We start from the raw sequence: 18,892 nt of genomic DNA on the forward strand, positions 1-18,892 counted from the left end.
CATGTTGTCTGGCAATATTACTATCTGTTGAGGATATCTGACACAATCTTTTCAAATTGGGGCTGATAACAGAAATCATACGCACCTGGTCCTTCTGGTACTACATTTGGACATTGATGGTATACTTCAAGTATTCTGGTAACTTTCAGGGCTTCAGCAAGGGCAAATGGGAAGGATTGGTTACCTATAAAAAGTTTGGCACCAGCAATTGCTTCAGCAAGGGCTGCAAAATCGCTTACCGGGTGATAAATCAAACCAGGAATTTCCTTTTTTATAGCCTCATATTCTTCCGGAACTCCTACAAATACAAGGTTATTGTATTGTTGTAAAAAAGCGTAGGAAATGCCGGGTGTATGGTATCGACTGCTTCTAGCCAATACAATTTTATCAGAAAAACTTGTATCGGGCTTTATGTTTAACCAGGGTTTGCCAAGGTCTGCATTTACCCCAAATGTTAAAAAATACCAGCGTGTTATACTATACATCCTGTAATCGAAAGGGAATGCCCGAAAAGCGGTAAGGTCGTAATGAATCACTTCTCCATTCCATGCACCGAAACATACGATTTCAGGTTGCGCTTGCATCAGAGGCGCAAACATGGCAACGCTTTTTTCGTTCAGCATTACATTTCCATTGGGATGGCGCATTTGTTTGGTAAAATCTCTATTGGGCTGGTGTAATTCAAAATATAGATGGATTTTTTTTCCTTTGGCAAGGGCTTTCATTGCAGGTATTGCATAAATCACATCGCCTGCATGCCCTGTATGTTTAAAATGAACCGAATCGCCGGTGATAGGAGACAGGGGTTCAAGTACCTGTGGAACATTCGCTATTCCCCGGGTGAACTGCTGTTCTTTGTTCCGATGGTTATAGCTCAATTTCCAATCGGTCCATATTTTTTTCAGGAATGACATCAGGCCTGGTTGAGTTTGGTTACTTTCAAAACGATCACCACATTGTAATCTATTTCACAATTGCTGCTAAAAAGTACTTCATAACTAATGCCTGGCACTTCATTCATTCTTTGGAGCATTAGGTCATAACCCATATTCGCATGAATATGGTAGGGGTTCATTGGAATACCCATTTCACGGCAATAGACTTCATACTTTGGTTGATCCGGAAATACCAATATGAGGTTGCCTCCAGATTTTAGAATTCGTATAAATTTGCGCAAAGCATCGCCGGTATCAGTAAAGTCTTCTATGAGATGACTGGTATACACATAATCATACGTATTATCAGGCACTGGTATTTCATTGTTGATTACATCAACGCCAATATCAACCTTATCTTTTCCGGTATGTGTATAGGGCTGAGGAAAATCAATGCCATCGCAGTTTGTCTTCATTACTTTATCACCACCGAATCCTATATCACATCCTTTACCCATACAATAGGGGAATACCCAGTGCCTCACTTTAGATGTTTCGGAGGGCGATACAAATTGAATGCCGAACCAACGGCTCAATGTTCCTTTAATTTTTCTTTCAAGTGTCAATCCCAGACTCATGCGATCAATTTATAAATTGAATAAACCTTTTAATGCGTCGATCCTGAAACGTATTACGGGCCATGATTTTGCAGGTTCACCACGTAACAGGTATATTAAACCTAAAATACAAGCTGCTCCTAGTTTAAAGCAGTATTCAACCATTTTCAACAGATAAGCGAACTTGTTTTTCTGTAATGTTCTTACCCTTTCACCCCTGCCATAGCCACTGGCAACCCGGTAAAGATAAGCAGGTGTAAGTTTAGAAACTTCTACCACATGCTGTACCACAATATTGGGGTCATAGTAAATTGCATGTCCTAATGCCTGTAACCGAAAGAAAAAATCCTTTCCTTCACCACCAATACGTAATTCCCCTTTTACGCCAGGCAAAGCGGTGTTAAAGCCATTGATTGCATCAAAAAGCTTTTTAGGAACAACCATATTCGATTCAAGAGGGTACTTGCCCGGTTTAAATGCAACTACTTGTGGGGCATAGTCGAAATGCCCTACCATAGACGCAACATACCGGCTCATCCATTTAGGTTCTGCAGGAATATATTTAGGAATAATTCTGCCACCTAATCCACCCACCCCCTGGTGAATATCAAAGAACTGAACGATCCTGCTTAAGTAATCGCTGTTGGCGATAGCATCATCATCCATAAAACAAAGAAGGGGGGAAGCTGCTTTTGCGGCCCCTGTATTCCGGGCATACGAAGCACCTTGTTCTTTTTCATTGAGGTAAATAACCTTAAAATCAGGGTGAGAAAGTATATAATCCCTGCAAATTGTTTCGGTATTGTCGGTTGAATTATTATTAACGATGATTACTTCAAACAGATCCTTTGACAGGGTTTGTTGATATAAGCTGTTGAGGGCATCAGTTAAGTAGGCAGCCCGGTTATAGGTGCAAATAACAACGGATATCTGTATGGGCATGCTCATAAGCGGCTCAAAGATACGAGTGCTTTGTCTACAATAGAAGGCCAGTAGTAATGTTTGAAAAATAGTTCAGGCGTATTTTCCTGTCTGTAAGGATTAAAGGCATTCATCGCTTTGGCAAACAGTTCCCAATCATAATCGGGAATTATTTTCATTTTCGATCCGGTAAGTTGTAATGAAATTCCTTTAGCGCTTGTTTGTGTGGTGATCACAGTTTGGTGATAAGCCAGTGCTTCCACCAGTTTTGTTTTTATGCCACCACCAAGGGTTACGGGATTGATAGAACAATCTGTTCCTGCCATTATAATGGATATATCATCTACAAAACCCGTAACAATCAGTTCAGGTTGTTTTTTTAATATCTCTTCCCATTGGCTACTTAAATTTTTACCACAGATAAAAATCCGGAACGATAAACGATGGTTTCTGAGTCGGGGCAGAAGTTCGTGTACAATAACCTGAACCGCATCGATATTGGGTGCGTAATCAAGCGTTCCATTAAACAGAAAAAGCACAGCATTGGATGGGATATTGAAATACTCCATCAGTCTTTTTCTGATAGTCGGCTTAAGACTTATAACTGCAGTATCAAGCGATACACCGTATGTTACCACACTTGTTTTTTCTGGGTCTAAATGCCAGTTGGTTAGGGTATAATAAAGATCTTCATCTGTGATAAAAAAACTATGGTCAGCTTTTCGATGAACAAATCTTTCATACCGGTAATAATATTTCCAGAAGGGTCTTTGAATATCCCTGAAACGATATGCTTCAATATTATGTGAACGAATAACCAGTTTTCTTCCCGTAAAAAAACGCAGCATTAAACCAAGCCATCCAAAATAGGAATGTTCTATGATGATGATGTCTGCCCGATGTTTTTTAATCATTCTTATCAACCTGAAAAGATAAATCAGGTTTAAAAACCCTTTCCAGTGATTAAACAAAAATGGCTCTATATGGGCATTGGGAATAGTATTGATACTGTTGTGTTTTTCAACAGCCAATACCAGCTTTGTCCGGTTTGCTAAAGCTTTATAAAATCCCTCTACACATTTCTGTCCCCCCATTTGTGCCGGAAATACGGGGTAAGAAATAATGCCAAGCACAACTGGTTGCTTCATCAGGCTTGATCTTCCCTTTTTTCCCGGAGTGAAAAGAATGCAGCCAATATCAGTAATATCCAGATTGGGGCCGATGTGATCACCGCAATTTTTGCACTGTTGTAATAAGATGCAGGTTTAAACTCAAATACAATTTCATGGTTGCCTGCAGGAATTGCTAGTCCTCTTAAAACATAGTTCACTTTTACAATCGGTGTTTCTTTCCCATCAATAGTAGCTTTCCATCCTCTGTCGTAAAAAATCTCGCTGAATACAGCAAACTGGTTCTTGGTGCTGTTGGAGCGGTAACGTATCAGGTCATTATCATTCAATACCTGCGCAATATTTGCAGTTGAATCGAATTCAGGTGCAAATGGGATAGCCGCTTTATATTGCTCTTCAACAATTGCGGTGTCAGCAGGAGAAAATTGGTTCATGGCTTTCATAACCGCACCAGGATCTTTTTCATACTGAATACCTTTAACAAACCAAACATGCCCCAAAGCAGCAGGATTAACCTGTAGACCAGGCTGACCATTTTGCGGATTAGGAACAATGAAATAGCGCGTATTAAGCATATTTAATACGCCGATATTCATGGGTTGTTTGTTCAGTTGAAATTGAATAAGGTCATTATAAATACTCAGTTTGGCCGGATGATAACCTCCCACAGAACGATGATGGTAGGCTGTTATAGCATCTGTATAAGGATCGGTCGTAAGATTTAAGACCCTGGGTTTGGTAGTGTCACTTAAAATTTGCTGATCGATAGGAGTCGGAGCAAACTGACTTTCATTAACTACTTCTGCATCCTGGAAATTCTTTTCACTCAGGTATCTTTTCCCGACAGTAAACAAATCGGCAGAACTTAATACAAGTATGGCAACCAGCGCATACATTGTTTTAAGTTTTTGCTGAATAGCAAACCAAAGCAATGCAACTGCTCCGGCGATAAAAATAATGCTTCTGATAAGATCGCTGCCGAACATTGAACGGCGATCTTCTTTCAAAACGTTATAAAAACTGTTGGCCTCTTCCTGGTTACCTCCAAGCATTTGGGTCAACATGTTTTTTATTTGATCATCCTTGCCTATATAATCAAAGGAGAAATACAACAATACTGCACCAAGTATAAATGCGCCAGTGATATACACAGCTTTCTTTAAACTGGCCAATGCAATGGCTTTGTTTTTTTCCTCAAACAATAATTGTTGTAAAGCCATTATACCCAATAACGGGAATAATAATTGAGGCAATATTAAGATGATGCTTGGCGCGCGAAATTTATTGTACAAAGGAAGGTTGTTAAACAGAAAACTGTTGAAGCCCATAAAATTACTTCCCCAACTCATCATCACTGCCAATATGCAAACAGCCAGTATCCACCAGCGATGCCATGTTTTCAGGTAAACCATACCCAGGATAAAGAGAAAACAAATAATGGCGCCAAAATATACCGGACCTGAAGTCATAGGTTGTGGCCCCCAATAAGTTGGCATATAGCCCGCGATCTGCGCTGCCTGTTCTTCAGGAATACCTCTTTCTAGTGCTTTTTTAGCAAAATTGGAATTGATGTCCAGCTCTCCGCCACTACTTCCTCCATAAATACCCGGAACAAGGAAAGTATAGGTTTCAGCAAGACCATAACTGCCATAATAAAAAGCATAATCAATTTCAAGGCCCTTGCTTTTTGTAGCTGTGCCAGTCGAATCCAGCATTATTGAACCACCACGCATTGTAGCTTTGGCATAGTCGCTGGTAGTGGCGAGAGAAACGATATTTGGTCCTACACCCAGTGCGCCCATCGACAAAGCAATTGCCAGTGAAATACCCAGGTGTTTATAGTCTTTTTGTTTGATCCATTGAATCATGAAAGCAATGGTCATAATACCAGCCATGATCAGGAAATAGTAAGTAACCTGCAAATGGTTCATGGCGATTAACAGGAAGCTGAACAGGGCAGTTAACGCAGCACCCCACCAGTATTCTTTTTTATAAATAAGCCACAATGCCCCCAGTAAAGCAGGCATATATGCCATTGCCTGCATTTTTGTATCGTGTCCTACAGCGATAATAACCGGATCGTAGGTTGCATAGGCATAAGCAATACTTCCCAAAATACCGATCCATGGTTTTGTGCCGATTACCTGCGACAGAAAATAAAACCCTATACAAAGCAGGAAGAAAAAGCCAATCGGCTTTCCTAAGAATAACATGAAAAGCTGATGGAAATAAATAGGAGTGATTGGATTAGCAGCTTCCATGGCAATCTGGTAGGCTGGCATACCACCAAACAGGTTATTGTTCCACAAGGGGTAATGACCATGGGTGGCTTTGTAATTAAACAGATCCTGGGCCATTCCTTTCCAGTGCGAAACGTCGCTCTGGTTTAATACCTGGCCTTCCAGGGCAGGTTTACAAAAAATTACGGCAACCACTAAAAAAATACCGACTGCAATTGCATGCGGTAGGAGCGACTTCCATTGAAACTGCTTCATGCTTTTATTGTATAGTTCTGGCAAACCTACAGGAAAAAATCTTTCATTTTTACCTATAGCGCTCCATTTAGATAGATTGATTGTATTTTGTGTAAAAATGCGAATCAAGGGTTGAGCAGGTGAAGTGGCTATGGTCTATGGTCCATGGTCCATAGTCCATAGTCAGTTGTGCTTCCTGTAACTCTTGTCGCATCAAAAACTAACCATTAACCTAGTATAAGATTCTATGGCAGGATTTTCTTTTTTGTCGCGATTTGCTTTTATATGTAACCTGTTTTTTATCGGCGCAATGTTGGCCAGGATGTTCCTGCATCTGGATGAATCGCAGGAACTGGGCGCAGTTGGCAATATAGCCGTGGTAATGGGTATGGTATTGTCGCCAATTATTAATATGAGTTTGCACCTATGGTACATGATCATTTTAATATCAAAAAAACAAGTAACCGTTCCTGTTTGGGTTAGAATCTTTAACTTGATAGTGCTTCTGGCACAACTCTTTTTTTACATCATATTACCCGCATGATACATTCCATACTTAAGGACAAACCCACCAAGCTTTTTATCAGCATAGCCGCTTTTTTTGTTGCCAATGCGCTTATTGCTGAATGTATAGGAGGGAAAATATTCTCATTGGAAAAAATATTTGGATGGAATCCGGCAAACATGACTTTATTCGGAGAAACCGGGCTTTCATTCAATCTTACTTGTGGTGTATTATTATGGCCGTTGGAATTTGTGATAACAGATATTGTGAATGAATATTATGGCCCTAAAGCTGTAAAACGAATCAGTTATACAGCAGTTGTGTTGATTACTTATGCGTTTATCATGTTTTATGCGGCAATGAAGATACCACCCGCAGATTTTTGGATTGGCTCTAAAACAGCCGATGGTGTTCCCAATATGCAGGATGCTTTTGGTGGAATATTTGGTCAGGGTATGTGGATCATTCTGGGGAGTCTAACAGCCTTTTTAGTTAGCCAGATAGTTGACGTAACCGTTTTTCACCAGATTAAAAAAAGAACCGGTCAAAAATGGGTATGGTTAAGGGCAACAGGCTCAACAGTTGTGTCGCAATTGGTAGATAGTTTTATCGTCTTGTTTATTGCCTTTAAAATTGGTAATGGTTGGAGTTGGAAATTAGTGCTTGCTATCTGTGTGGTAAATTATCTATATAAATTTACCATGGCCATTATACTTACCCCAGTAATTTATGCAGCAGAAAAAAGGATCGATCAATACCTCGGAGCAGAAACGGCCAAGAAGATGAAAGATGCAGCAATGGGGAGGGAAGCTGAATAGCTTTTAGCAATTAGCTGTTAGCCATAGGCTTTTTTTTGCTGTTAATGCACCGTCTTTTTCTAATCTTCTAACTTTCAAGATCTATCATGATAGATCTTGAAAATCATGATAATCTGTGTTCCATCATACGCGCGACCTAAAGCCAATTTGTCCGGAAAAAAATGGCTAAAAATTATTTGCTTTTTTCAACAACTCAATCACCACTTTATCAATCGGTAATGTTACACTTTCAGCATTGAGTTCATTCCATTCAATCCATCGGAACACTTCTGATTCGCCATTTGGATCGCTGGTTTGTTCAGGTGCGAAATCGAAAGGGGTTGATTTTGTTTGAAGTGAAAATGGGGTGGAGGGGTGCACAAAATAGTAAATGGAAATGATTTGGTCTTTTTGATTAAATGCAGAGATCTGGAAAAAATCGGTTGTGTAAATATGATCACCCACTGTTACATCAAGTCCGGTTTCTTCCATAAATTCACGCTTCAAACATTCGCGTGTTCCTTCTCCAAATTCTAACCCACCACCAGGTAATTTAGTTATATAAGCTCCTCGAATAAATTCATCGCTTACTAATAATTTTTTTTCTTCATCGAGTAATATTCCATACACGCGTACATTAAACAGGGGCATATTAAAACCATTTCTTTTTCATGAAATACCAACTGATTACCACTGCAATTGCAATCGATAATCCGATGGGAACATAGAAGGCATAGGATGAGTGTGCCCAGGGGATATTATCAACATTCATGCCATACAAACTTGCCACCATTACCGGAAGCGAAAGAATGATGGTGATGGAAGTAAGACGCTTCATTACATTATTCAGGTTATTGCTGATGATGCTTGCAAATGCGTCTAAAGTACTCGTTAGAATATTGGTATAAATATTGGCCATTTCGAGGGCCTGACTGGTATCTACAATTAAATCGTTTAGAAACTCACGCTCTTCTTCATTCAGACTTAGGAAATTTGTTCTTTCAAGTTTCATCATCAGCATTTCGTTACTTCTTAAGGCAGTAACAAAATACACCAGGCTTTTTTGTATACGCATGAGGTTTAATAAATCAACATTGCTATTGCTCTGGTATAAACTTGTTTCATATTGATTTCGGCGCTGGTTTATTTCTTTCAGAAATTCCATGAAATTCTGTACCACTTTTTCAAACACTTTCAGGATCATCATATTCTTTTTATCCGGATGTCTTTTCTGAAAGGAATTCAGGAATTTTTTTATGGCTCCGTTATCGAAGGAGTTAACGGTAATAATTTGTGTATGGGTGAGTATGATACAGATCGGTATGGTTATATAAAATGCATCGCTATCGTTGAATGAATTATTTTCTGTAGGTGTTTTAATAACCACAAATTTCACATTGTCTTCAATTTCATAACGGGGTCTTTCATCGATATCAAGTGAGTCGCGTAAAAATTCGATGGGTATTTCAAGGTCGTCTGCAAGCTGAATAAATTCTTCTTCCTTAAATGGGGGGACAAGATTTACCCATACACCCATTTCGGCCCTGTCTATCTCAGCGGTTTGACCATTGATATTTTTGAAATATTGAATCATAGTGTGATTGTAGATGGCAGATCTCAGATGGCAGATTTTTATCGCTGATGTCTGATGGCTGATGTCGGATTTGGTGGGAAAAAATATTTCAAATCCGACATCAGCGATCAGATATCCGCCATTCAAATCTATTATCTGCGGTTATTAAATATTTATTTCTCCTTTAAATACAAATTCTGCCGGGCCGCAGAGCCAGACATTGGTAAAATCCTGGTCGCTATGTTTTTCAAATTCTACAGCGAGGTTTCCACCTTTTGTTTTTACGTCAACCCGGTTAAATCCTTTTTCATTGTGCGCAAACACAATGGCAGCAGCTGTTACACCAGTTCCGCAACTAAAAGTTTCATCTTCAACACCTCGTTCATAGGTGCGAACTATGATGTGTTTGTTTTCTGGTTCTACAAAGTTTACATTGATACCTTCTGCTGCAAAATCTTTGCTATTTCGAATATGTCTGCCTTCATGGAAAACATCGAGATCCATTATGTTTTGAACTGTTTTTACATAGTGTGGAGAGCCGGTATTTAATACAGCATCACCATGTGTTTCTTTTACTTCATGAACATCCTGCATTTTTAAACGGATCCATCCATGGTCTGTAATTTCTGCTTCATGGTCACCATCGATGGCTAAGAAACGGTAGGTAGTTTTATGTATACCCATGTCGTAAGCAAACCGGGTAAGACATCTGCCTCCATTACCACACATACTACTTTCTCTGCCGTCGGCATTATAGTATTTCATCTCAAAATCATATCCACTTAAAGTGTTTAACAGCATGAGTCCGTCTGCGCCAATACCAAATCTGCGATCGCATAGATGATTTATCTGAGCTGTGCTAAGTTGAATTGCGCCATTTCTATTATCGATGATAACAAAATCGTTGCCTGTTCCCTGGTATTTATAAAATTGAATTGTCATAATGTGCTATTTCAGTTGCCCGATATTTTCCAAGGTTAGTTGGATGAGTTTTTCCATGGTGGCTGCACTGTCTTTACTGAATTCTTTACTAATGCGGTTGGCAACAATGGCACTGAGGCTCAAGCAATGATGTCCGAGCAGTTTGCCTAAGCCATATATTCCACTGGTTTCCATTTCAAAGTTAGTGATAAGGTGATTGCCAAATGAGAAGGTTGTTAAACGGTCAATCAATTCTGTATTAACCAAACCTAATCGAAGTATACGGCCTTGTGGACCATAAAACCCAGGACATGTAACAGTTATGCCATGATGAAAACCTGTAACAAAATGTTTAAGCAGGGAAGCGCTGGCTGCAGCTATATAAGGTGCTGCGAAACTTGCTCCGATTTGCACCTGGTTGGCAAATGCCCCTAAAATTGCGTCTTCCTCCGTATTGGTTTGTTGCTGGTAGAAATTCAACAGGTTATCGATACCTAAACCATGCGTACTTGCTACAAAACTATCAACCGGAATATCTTTTTGCAGAGATCCTGAAGTGCCCACTCTTATAATGTTAAGTTGGGATAGGGTAGGTTTAATGGTTCTGGTTTCGAAATCGATGTTTACCAGTGCATCCAGTTCGTTTAATACGATATCGATATTATCGGTTCCAATGCCGGTGGAAACCACCGAGATACGTTTATTGCCAACCCAGCCCGTATGCGTAACAAATTCACGGTGTTGGTATTTACCATCGATTTTATCAAAATATTTACTCACTTCCATAACCCGATCAGGGTCCCCAACAGTAATTACATTTTGAGCAAGTTCTTCCGGCCTGAGGTTCAAATGGTATACGGCCCCTCTGTTATTGATAATCAGTTCACTTTCTGCAATACGGTTCATAAATTAGACTTAATGGCGACAAATTTCGGGTTTTCGCATTTAGAATTTTGAAATTCCTTTGATTGCTTTATTTTCGCAGCCTGCTACAGAAAAATGGTCCTGTGGCCGAGTGGCTAGGCAGAGCTCTGCAAAAGCTTCTACAGCGGTTCGAATCCGCTCGGGACCTCAAAGGATCGCAATTGCGATCCTTTTTTTTATGCTTCATAAAATGTTGTAAATCAATTGTAGTGTTTCTCCGCTTTTTTGTAGATGTTTTCCACGTTAGGTGGTGGGGAAAACACCGAATCATCCACACATTTTTTAGTCTTTGTTCTAAAATATTTCTGATTTAATCAAATTTTAATCGAATTATAATCCGCCAACAGGGGCAAATTTTCTCTCAAAAAAATGGTTGCCAAATTCCCATTAAAATGTATTTAAAATATTGATAAGCAATATTATAAGAATAGTAAAAATATATTTGTTAATAACTCTACACAATTGACTCGACCTATTTTCGAAAACCTTTGCGGGTAATATTCTATTAATTTATATATGTTTTAGAAAAAAATCGTTTTGGGTTTGTGTTTATCGATCTTATAATTTAATTTTGGAATTCATTAACAGAAGTCATTGATTTTTTCCGTGTTTGTGTTTTGAAGAAACAATGCAGTTAAAGTTCAAAAATCCTCCGATAAACCGTCTTTAGAATTCCTTATCCGCCATCAGTTCAACTGATTATTCTTTTATCCTGTGTAGCCTCAATAGGAAATACCTGTTGACTTATACAATCAGAGCCAATTCGAACATTATGCGCGTTTTTACAAGAAAGAGAATTCTTACTGCTTTATTTACCGCCTTATCGTTAATGGTTACCAGTGCTGCATTTAGTCAGCTTACTGCTGGTGGATTGAGTTTCGACGGTGTAAACGATAAAGTGAGAATCGTTAGAAGTACAACCCCGCCTCCAAGTAATATTGCAATCGGAGATACTTCCTTCAATATCAGCGATGTAATTACGATTGAATCTTGGATTTATCCTGAAAGCGGTGCAAACTTTAACGTTCAGTCTGTATTGGCTAAGTCTCAGCGTTCTCCTACCTCTGCACAAACAGGATATATCTTCCCTCGTACAAACGATAACTGGAACAATATTGCTTTTCTGATCAATTTCAACGGACTTGGATGGAGACAATTAACCGCTCCTTATCCTGGTAAAGATAGCTGGCACCATGTAGCTGCTACTTATGATGGATCTTACATGCGCATTTTCATTGATGGTTTATTGGTAAACCAAATGGCTATCACCGGTACAATCACAGTAAATACTAACCCGGTTACTATTGGCTACCAAAACGGATATACAAACGAGTATTATAAAGGCAAACTGGATGAACTCCGTGTTTGGCATCGTGCATTAAGTCCTTGTGAAATCGCCGCCAACCGTAATTGTGAATTAGCCGAGCAACAAAACCTTGTTGCTTATTATAAATTTAACCAGGGTCTGTTAGGAGGAGTTTCCAACTTATTAGAAAACAAATTAAAAGATTCAGGTCCAAACGCCAATGATGGCGACCTTGTTGATTTTGGACTTTTAGGAAATATTTCCAACTGGACAGACGGTGCTATCACTAACGGAACCACTTGTGTTCCTTTTGTTGCTCCTACTGTAAATATTGCCAGCAATGCACCATCTATTGCTGTAGGTGGTCAGCTTGAACTGGCGGCTTCAGGTGGCGTGAGTTATTCTTGGACAGGTCCTAATGGTTTTACTTCTACAGAACAAAATCCTGTTATTGCTAATGTATCTCCATCAGCTGCAGGTCTTTATACTGTAACTGTTATAACTGCATCTGGTTGTTCAGTACCTGCAAGTATTACCATTCAGGTATCTACTCCGGCTCGTGCTATAAATTTTGATGGAGACAACGATTATATTTCTATACCTCATAATAACAATCTTAACCCCGCAACTGGTATTACGGTTGAAACCTGGGTTTACCCAACGGATGGTGTTACTCCATCTCAAAGTGTTATTGGTAAGTCAACACAACAGGTTAAAGGATATATTTTCCCTCGTACTGATGATGGCTGGAAATCATTCTCCTTCTATGTACACCTTGAGGGCCAGGGTTGGAATATCATTTCAGCTACTTATCCGAGCATAAACGAATGGCATCATGTTGCAGCTACTTATGATGGCTTCGTAATGAAAATTTACCTTGATGGTGAATTAAAAGCTACCAAAGAAGTTACTGGTACTATTTCTACCAATACAAACCCTATAACCATTGGTACACAACCTGGATTTAGCGGAGAGTTTTTTGAAGGTAATGTTGATGAAGTGCGTATTTGGAATCGTGCATTAGATGAGTGTGAGATTGATAATAATATGACTTGCCAGCTTAACCCCGCTATTCAAAATGGTTTGGCTGCTTACTACCGCTTCAATAAAGGGCTGGTAGGAGTTAATAATACTCATTTAACTACAGTAAATGATGAAAGTGGTAACAATAATACTGGTACCCTGAATAACTTTGCATTAACTGGTGTATTATCTAACTGGGCTTCCGGTAATGTTGGTGATGGTATCTGTGCTCAGTTTACACCAATTTCAGCAAATGCATCCGTAAACGGTCCGTTGCTGGAAGTTGGAAATACCATTCAATTAACTTCATCTGGTGGAACCAGCTACTCCTGGACTGGCCCGAACAGCTTTACATCTACACAGCAGAATCCGGTAATTCCGAATGCTCAAACCAATAATTCTGGTATATATACTGTTACTGTAGCAAATGGAAGTTGTACTACAACAGCCAGTGCCAATATCACTGTTGCATACAAAGCAGGTTCATTGACTTTCGATGGTGTGAATGATAATGTGGTTGTGCCTCATAATAATACTTTAAATATCTCTGAAAATATTACCATGGAAGCCTGGATCTATCCAACAGATGGAACCAAAGCTATCCAGAATGTAATGGGTAAATCTACCGCTGCCAATAATAACGGTTATATTTTCCCTCGTACAGATGATGGCTGGAAAACAATTTCTTTCTTCCTGCACCTGGATGGTCAGTGGAAAGTATTGACAGCAAATTATCCTGGCATCAATCAGTGGACCCATGTATCGGCTACTTATGATGGTTATTTCATGCGTATCTACATTAACGGACTGTTAGCCGCTACTACTGAAGCATCCGGACAAATAACCACTAATACCAATAACTTGGTGTTTGGTCAGCAACCAGGATTCGTAGAATATTATTCTGGTAAAGTAGAAGAGGCTAAACTCTGGAATCGTGCGCTGAACCAGTGTGAGATTATCAATAACATGAATTGTGAGTTGCAGCCTACACAAACTGGACTGGTTGCATATTACAAGTTTAACCAGGGGTATGTTAATGCACCTAATACCACTGAAACAACTTTAACTGATAATAGTACCAATGGCAATAATGGATCTCTGGTTGATTTTGCACTTACCGGTGCAAATTCAAACTGGTCTGAGTTTAAAGTAAACGGTACATGTTCAACTTACGCTGAACCTCCGGTAACTGCTCAGGCAAATGCTGCCGTATTTGGAATTGGTAGTACCATCCGTTTATTCGCCAATGGCGGTACAGCTTATGAGTGGTCTGGTCCGAATAGCTTTACCGCTTCAGTTCCTGATCCATTTATTACAAATGCTCAGGCGGTTAATACAGGTACTTATACCGTTGCAGTACCATTTATTAAATGTACGATCTACAGAAGTGTACGATTAACAGTAACTCCTTTACCTGCTATTCAGGCAAACGGACCTACTACCATTTGTCCTTCTTCAAATGTGGCACTGTCTATTTCAACTGTAGGAACTGCTTATCAGTGGTACCTGAATGAAGTAGCAATACCAAATTCAAATAATGCGACTTACCATGCTACTCAAACAGGTAGTTATACAGTAGGTGTTACAGTAAATGGTAACCTACAGATTTCAGCACCTATTTCTGTAACTGTGGTTGATAACCTTGCGCCTACACCTGATGTGGCATCACTTCCGATGCTGTCTACCAATACTGGCGCACCAATTACCTTCCGCCCAACTGCTACAGACAATTGTGTTGGATTGGTAACAGCAACAACAACAAGCCCATTAACTTATACAACTGCGGGTACATATACTATTACCTGGACTTATAATGATGGAAACGGTAATACCTCATCTCAAACACAACAGGTACAAGTCATTAAGTCGGATGTAACTCCGCCTGCTATGACTGCGCCTGCTAATGTTACTGTTACTTGTGGTACTATTCCGGCTCCTGCTAATGTAACAGCGATAGATGAAACAGATGGAGCTGTTGCTGTAAGCTTCAATGAAGTAAGTACGAAAGATGCTAACCTGAATAATGTAGGACACTATAATTATACCATTACAAGAACCTGGACCGCTTCTGATGCGAGCCTGAACACTGCTACAGTTACTCAGATAATCACTGTGGTAGACAATGTAGCACCAGTATTCGGTACCATGAATAATATTGTGGTAAATGCGGTAACCAATGGTGCTAATGTAAACTACAATGTTACTGCGGTAGATGCTTGTGGAAGCCCTGTAACGTACACTTACAGCCTGCCATCAGGTTCATTCTTCCTGATTGGTACAACAACTGTAAACGTTACCGCTAAAGATGTGGTTGGTAACACAGTTTCAGGAAGCTTTAATGTAGTGGTTGTAGATAATCAGCCACCATCTATTACTGCACCTGCAAATGTTACGACCAATACAAATGCTGGTGTTGCTTATGCAACAGGCGTAACGCTGGGCAACGCTACTGTTTCCGATAACAGTAGTTCAGGAGTGGTAGTTACCAATAACGCACCAACTCAGTTCCCATTAGGAGAAACAACTGTTATCTGGACAGCAACCGATGCTGCCGGCAACTCTTCAACTGCTACACAAAAAGTTACTGTTGTAGATAATGAAGCACCAGTAATAGCTGCTCCTCCAACTGTAACAACAGTAACAAACAATAACCAGTCTTATGCATCAGGTGTTGTATTAGGTAATGCAACTGCAACTGATAATAGTGGATCTGTAACCATTACCAATAACGCGCCTGTTCAGTATCCGATGGGTACAACGACAGTTACCTGGACTGCTACTGACGCTGCTGGCAATACGGCATCTGCAACACAACTGGTAATTGTTGAAGACAAACAGGCTCCGGTACTTAGCGGACCTGCCAATAAAGTAGTAAATACCAATACCGGTGTTAACTATGCTAGCGGTGTAAACATTGGATCGGCTAGTGCAACTGATAATAGTGGTGCACCTGTAACTATTACCAATAACGCACCAGCTCAGTTCCCGATGGGTAATACATCAGTTATCTGGACGGCAACTGATGCTGCAGGAAATATTTCAACAGCCACTCAAACCATTACTGTAATCGATGCTGAAGCACCAGTAATTACAGGCGTTACCAATGTAGTGGTGAATGCTGATCCAGGAACTAATACTGCAACTGTAAACTCACTGGGTAACCCGGTTGCAACCGATAACGTTCAACTGGTATCATTAACAAATAATGCAACTGGTAATGTTTACAGTATAGGTACAACAAGTGTTATCTGGACAGCAACTGATGCCTCAGGTAATTCAACTACTGGTGTTCAACTAGTAATTGTGAAAGACATCACAGCCCCTGTATTAGCTGGCGTACCTGCAAATACAAGCGCAAGCTGCGGTACAATACCAACACCTGCTACAGTTACAGCATCTGATAATTACGATGCACAGGTAACCGTACAATTAACTCAAAGTAGTACCAAAGGCACTAATCCTGCTCAGGCTAACTATTATAACTATACTATTACAAGAACCTGGACAGCTACCGATGTTGCCGGAAATACTACCAGTGCGTCACAAACAATTACAGTAACCGATAATCAGGCACCTGTAATGACTCAGCCGGTAAATATTGCAACGAATAATACAAATGGTATTTGTGGAGCAACAGTAAACTATACAGTAAGCGCAACCGATGCTTGTGGAAGCCCAATCACTTATACTTATAGCCAGGCTTCAGGTACTGTATTCCCTGTAGGTGTTACTACAGTTAATGTAACAGCTACCGACGCAAGCGGTAATAGCACATCTCGCAGCTTTACTGTAACTGTAACAGATAATCAGGCTCCGTCAATTACAGCTCCGGCAAATATTACGGTAACTTCTGGTACAGCAGTTAACCTGGGTAATGCAACAGCAACTGATAATTGTGGAACTCCTGTTATCACTAACAATGCTCCAACAACTTATCCGCTGGGTGTAACTGTGGTTACTTGGACAGCAACCGATGCTGCCGGCAATACTGCAAGCGCATCTCAAACTGTTACTGTAACTGCACCAACAACATGTAGCAGCTCTATAACAGTTGTTCCGGAGAATACTGTTTTCACAGGCGGTATACCAACCAATATCTATATCGGTTACGGTCCACAAAGAGTTACCCTGAAAGTAAATGCAAGTGGTGCTAGTTCTTATACCTATAGCTGGAGAGCAGTTGCCGGCAATGGCTCATTAAGCAGCAACAGCAGTTCACAGCCAGTATTTGCGCCAAGTGCAGCAGGTAACTATACATTCGAAGTAACCGTTAGAACGCAGTCTGGTTGTGTGTCTACAAGCACGGTAACAATATGTGTGAAAGATATCCGTGTAAGAGATGAAGATGATGATAAATGTGATCACAAATCGCACAGTTCAAAAGACTGTAAACATGGTAAACACAACCATGGCAAATGTGACCACAAATCACACAACAAAGACAAGTGTAAAGACAAATATGACGATGGCGATGATGATAATGATGAGTGTGACCACAAGGGCCATGACTATAAGTCTTGCAAACACAAAGGACACAGACATAGCAATTGCGATCATAAATCACACTATTCATGGAGTTGTAAAAACAAATACAATGATCATGATGATGATGACCATGATGATGATGACTATGGCGATAACTATAAAGTATATCTCTGTCATGTACCTCCGGGTAACTCAGGTAATCCACAAACCCTCAAAATCAGTATCAATGCTGTTGAGGCTCACCTGACCAACCATCCTGGCGACAGACTCGGTTCATGTGCAACACAAGGTTGTGCTGTAACACCGCCACCTGCACCAGTATGTAGCAGCACTATCACAGTGGTTCCTGAAAACAATACCTATACAGGTGGTGTTCCAAGCAATATCTATCTTGGTTATGGTCCACAGAAAGTAACCTTACAGGTAAATGCAACTGGTAGTAGTAACTACAGCTATAGCTGGAAAGCACTCTCTGGTGGTGGCACCTTAAGTAATACATCAAGTGCACAGCCAGTATTTACACCATCACAACAAGGTTACTATACCTTCGAAGTGAAAGTAACTGCTCAGTCTGGTTGCACAAGCACCAGCCAGGTAAGCATATGTGTGAAAGATATCCGCGTGGAAGAAGATTGTAATAGCTGGGGTTGGTACTCATGGTTGTACAGTTACTTCTATGGAAATTCAACACAGAAAGTATATGTATCTAAGCGTAAAGGCAATAGCAACAATTTCAGTGTAGAAGAAATGAAAGTAACAGATGTTGCGGCCCATTTAGAAAGATATCCTAATGATGTACTCGGAATTGGTTTAGGCGGTTGTGTATCAAGCGCAGTAGCAAATACCGGAGCAATTGGTAATAGCACAACAGTAACAGCAGAAACTGCAGCGGTTCAAAATAACCTGAAGCAAATACCTGCTGAAACCAAAGACGACCTCAAAATCACTGTAATGGGTAACCCAAGCAGAACACAGTTTACCGTGAAAATTGAGAGCAAGTTTAACCAGGCAGTTCAGTTACGCGTATTTGATATGTATGGCAGAACAGTAGAAGCGAAAGCGAACCAAATGCCAAATAGTACCGTACAATTCGGTCAACAACTTGGTGCAGGAACATATTATGCAGAATTTACGCAGGGAAGCCGCAGAAAAGTGGTTCAACTGTTGAAAGTAAAATAATGCTGAAAACGAGTTGATGTAACCCCATCACCCAAAAATCGATCCTGAAAAGCCCAAAGGAAAAGAGCAGTTCCACCGGAACGGCTCTTTTTTCTTTTATGGCTAACCCGGTTACATGGTAGCAACTACACTACAAATTACTTTAACCCCATTTGACAATTT

12 protein-coding genes and 1 tRNA gene are annotated in these 18,892 nt (G+C 40.1%); 4 read left to right on the top strand and 9 right to left on the bottom strand.

The annotated features are described in order from the left end of the window. Positions 1-20: 20 nt before the first annotated feature. From ACH30E_RS12980 to ACH30E_RS13000, 5 genes are read right to left on the bottom strand one after another with little or no spacing between them, the layout of a single operon-like run. Positions 21-914 (bottom strand): hypothetical protein, encoded by an 894-nt coding sequence (locus ACH30E_RS12980; RefSeq protein ID WP_490825153.1) that lies wholly within the window; start codon positions 912-914, stop codon positions 21-23. After that, on the bottom strand, positions 914-1,513 hold the full coding sequence (locus tag ACH30E_RS12985) for a class I SAM-dependent methyltransferase (protein WP_490825154.1): 600 nt from the start codon (positions 1,511-1,513) through the stop codon (positions 914-916). The genes ACH30E_RS12980 and ACH30E_RS12985 overlap by 1 nt, the downstream gene beginning before the upstream one ends. Positions 1,514-1,522: 9 nt before the next feature. Beyond that, positions 1,523-2,440: a glycosyltransferase family 2 protein gene (locus ACH30E_RS12990; protein ID WP_490825155.1), complete on the bottom strand. Its 918-nt coding sequence runs from the start codon at positions 2,438-2,440 to the stop codon at positions 1,523-1,525. Then, positions 2,437-3,561 (bottom strand): glycosyltransferase, encoded by a 1,125-nt coding sequence (locus tag ACH30E_RS12995; RefSeq protein ID WP_490825156.1) that lies wholly within the window; start codon positions 3,559-3,561, stop codon positions 2,437-2,439. The genes ACH30E_RS12990 and ACH30E_RS12995 overlap by 4 nt, the downstream gene beginning before the upstream one ends. Beyond that, positions 3,561-6,038: a YfhO family protein gene (locus tag ACH30E_RS13000; RefSeq protein ID WP_490825157.1), complete on the bottom strand. Its 2,478-nt coding sequence runs from the start codon at positions 6,036-6,038 to the stop codon at positions 3,561-3,563. Before ACH30E_RS13000 ends, ACH30E_RS12995 begins: the two co-directional genes overlap by 1 nt. A 226-nt stretch (positions 6,039-6,264) precedes the next feature. Here ACH30E_RS13000 and ACH30E_RS13005 point away from each other — a divergent pair, with 226 nt between their 5' ends. Both ACH30E_RS13005 and ACH30E_RS13010 read left to right on the top strand, forming a co-directional pair. After that, positions 6,265-6,561, top strand: a complete 297-nt coding sequence (locus tag ACH30E_RS13005) for a hypothetical protein (RefSeq protein ID WP_294992110.1) — start codon at positions 6,265-6,267, stop codon at positions 6,559-6,561. Beyond that, entirely contained in the window at positions 6,558-7,340 is a 783-nt protein-coding gene (locus tag ACH30E_RS13010; RefSeq protein WP_490825158.1) for a queuosine precursor transporter, read from the top strand. The genes ACH30E_RS13005 and ACH30E_RS13010 overlap by 4 nt, the downstream gene beginning before the upstream one ends. Positions 7,341-7,505: 165 nt before the next feature. Here the strand turns inward: ACH30E_RS13010 and ACH30E_RS13015 are convergent, their stop codons facing one another. The 4 genes from ACH30E_RS13015 to ACH30E_RS13030 all read right to left on the bottom strand — a co-directional run bounded on the left by ACH30E_RS13015 (position 7,506) and on the right by ACH30E_RS13030 (position 10,719). Next, positions 7,506-7,970, bottom strand: a complete 465-nt coding sequence (locus ACH30E_RS13015; RefSeq protein WP_294992104.1) for an NUDIX domain-containing protein — start codon at positions 7,968-7,970, stop codon at positions 7,506-7,508. A gap of 1 nt (position 7,971) precedes the next feature. Further along, a complete protein-coding gene (locus ACH30E_RS13020) occupies positions 7,972-8,913 on the bottom strand; it encodes a magnesium transporter CorA family protein (protein WP_490825159.1) in 942 nt (313 codons plus the stop codon). Between the two features lie 144 nt (positions 8,914-9,057). Beyond that, complete coding sequence (gene dapF, locus ACH30E_RS13025; RefSeq protein ID WP_490825160.1) at positions 9,058-9,834, bottom strand: diaminopimelate epimerase; 777 nt, start codon at positions 9,832-9,834, stop codon at positions 9,058-9,060. 6 nt (positions 9,835-9,840) lie between these two features. Then, positions 9,841-10,719 (bottom strand): nucleoside phosphorylase, encoded by an 879-nt coding sequence (locus tag ACH30E_RS13030; protein WP_490825161.1) that lies wholly within the window; start codon positions 10,717-10,719, stop codon positions 9,841-9,843. 95 nt (positions 10,720-10,814) lie between these two features. Between ACH30E_RS13030 and ACH30E_RS13035 the strand changes: the two genes are divergently transcribed. Both ACH30E_RS13035 and ACH30E_RS13040 read left to right on the top strand, forming a co-directional pair. Next, a tRNA-Cys gene (locus tag ACH30E_RS13035) sits at positions 10,815-10,885 on the top strand. A 624-nt stretch (positions 10,886-11,509) separates the two neighbouring features. Next, a complete protein-coding gene (locus ACH30E_RS13040) occupies positions 11,510-18,730 on the top strand; it encodes a LamG-like jellyroll fold domain-containing protein (protein WP_490825162.1) in 7,221 nt (2,406 codons plus the stop codon). The last annotated feature ends 162 nt before the right edge of the window (positions 18,731-18,892 follow it).

It is taken from the genome of Sediminibacterium sp. FW305-C-61, from assembly GCF_058231065.1.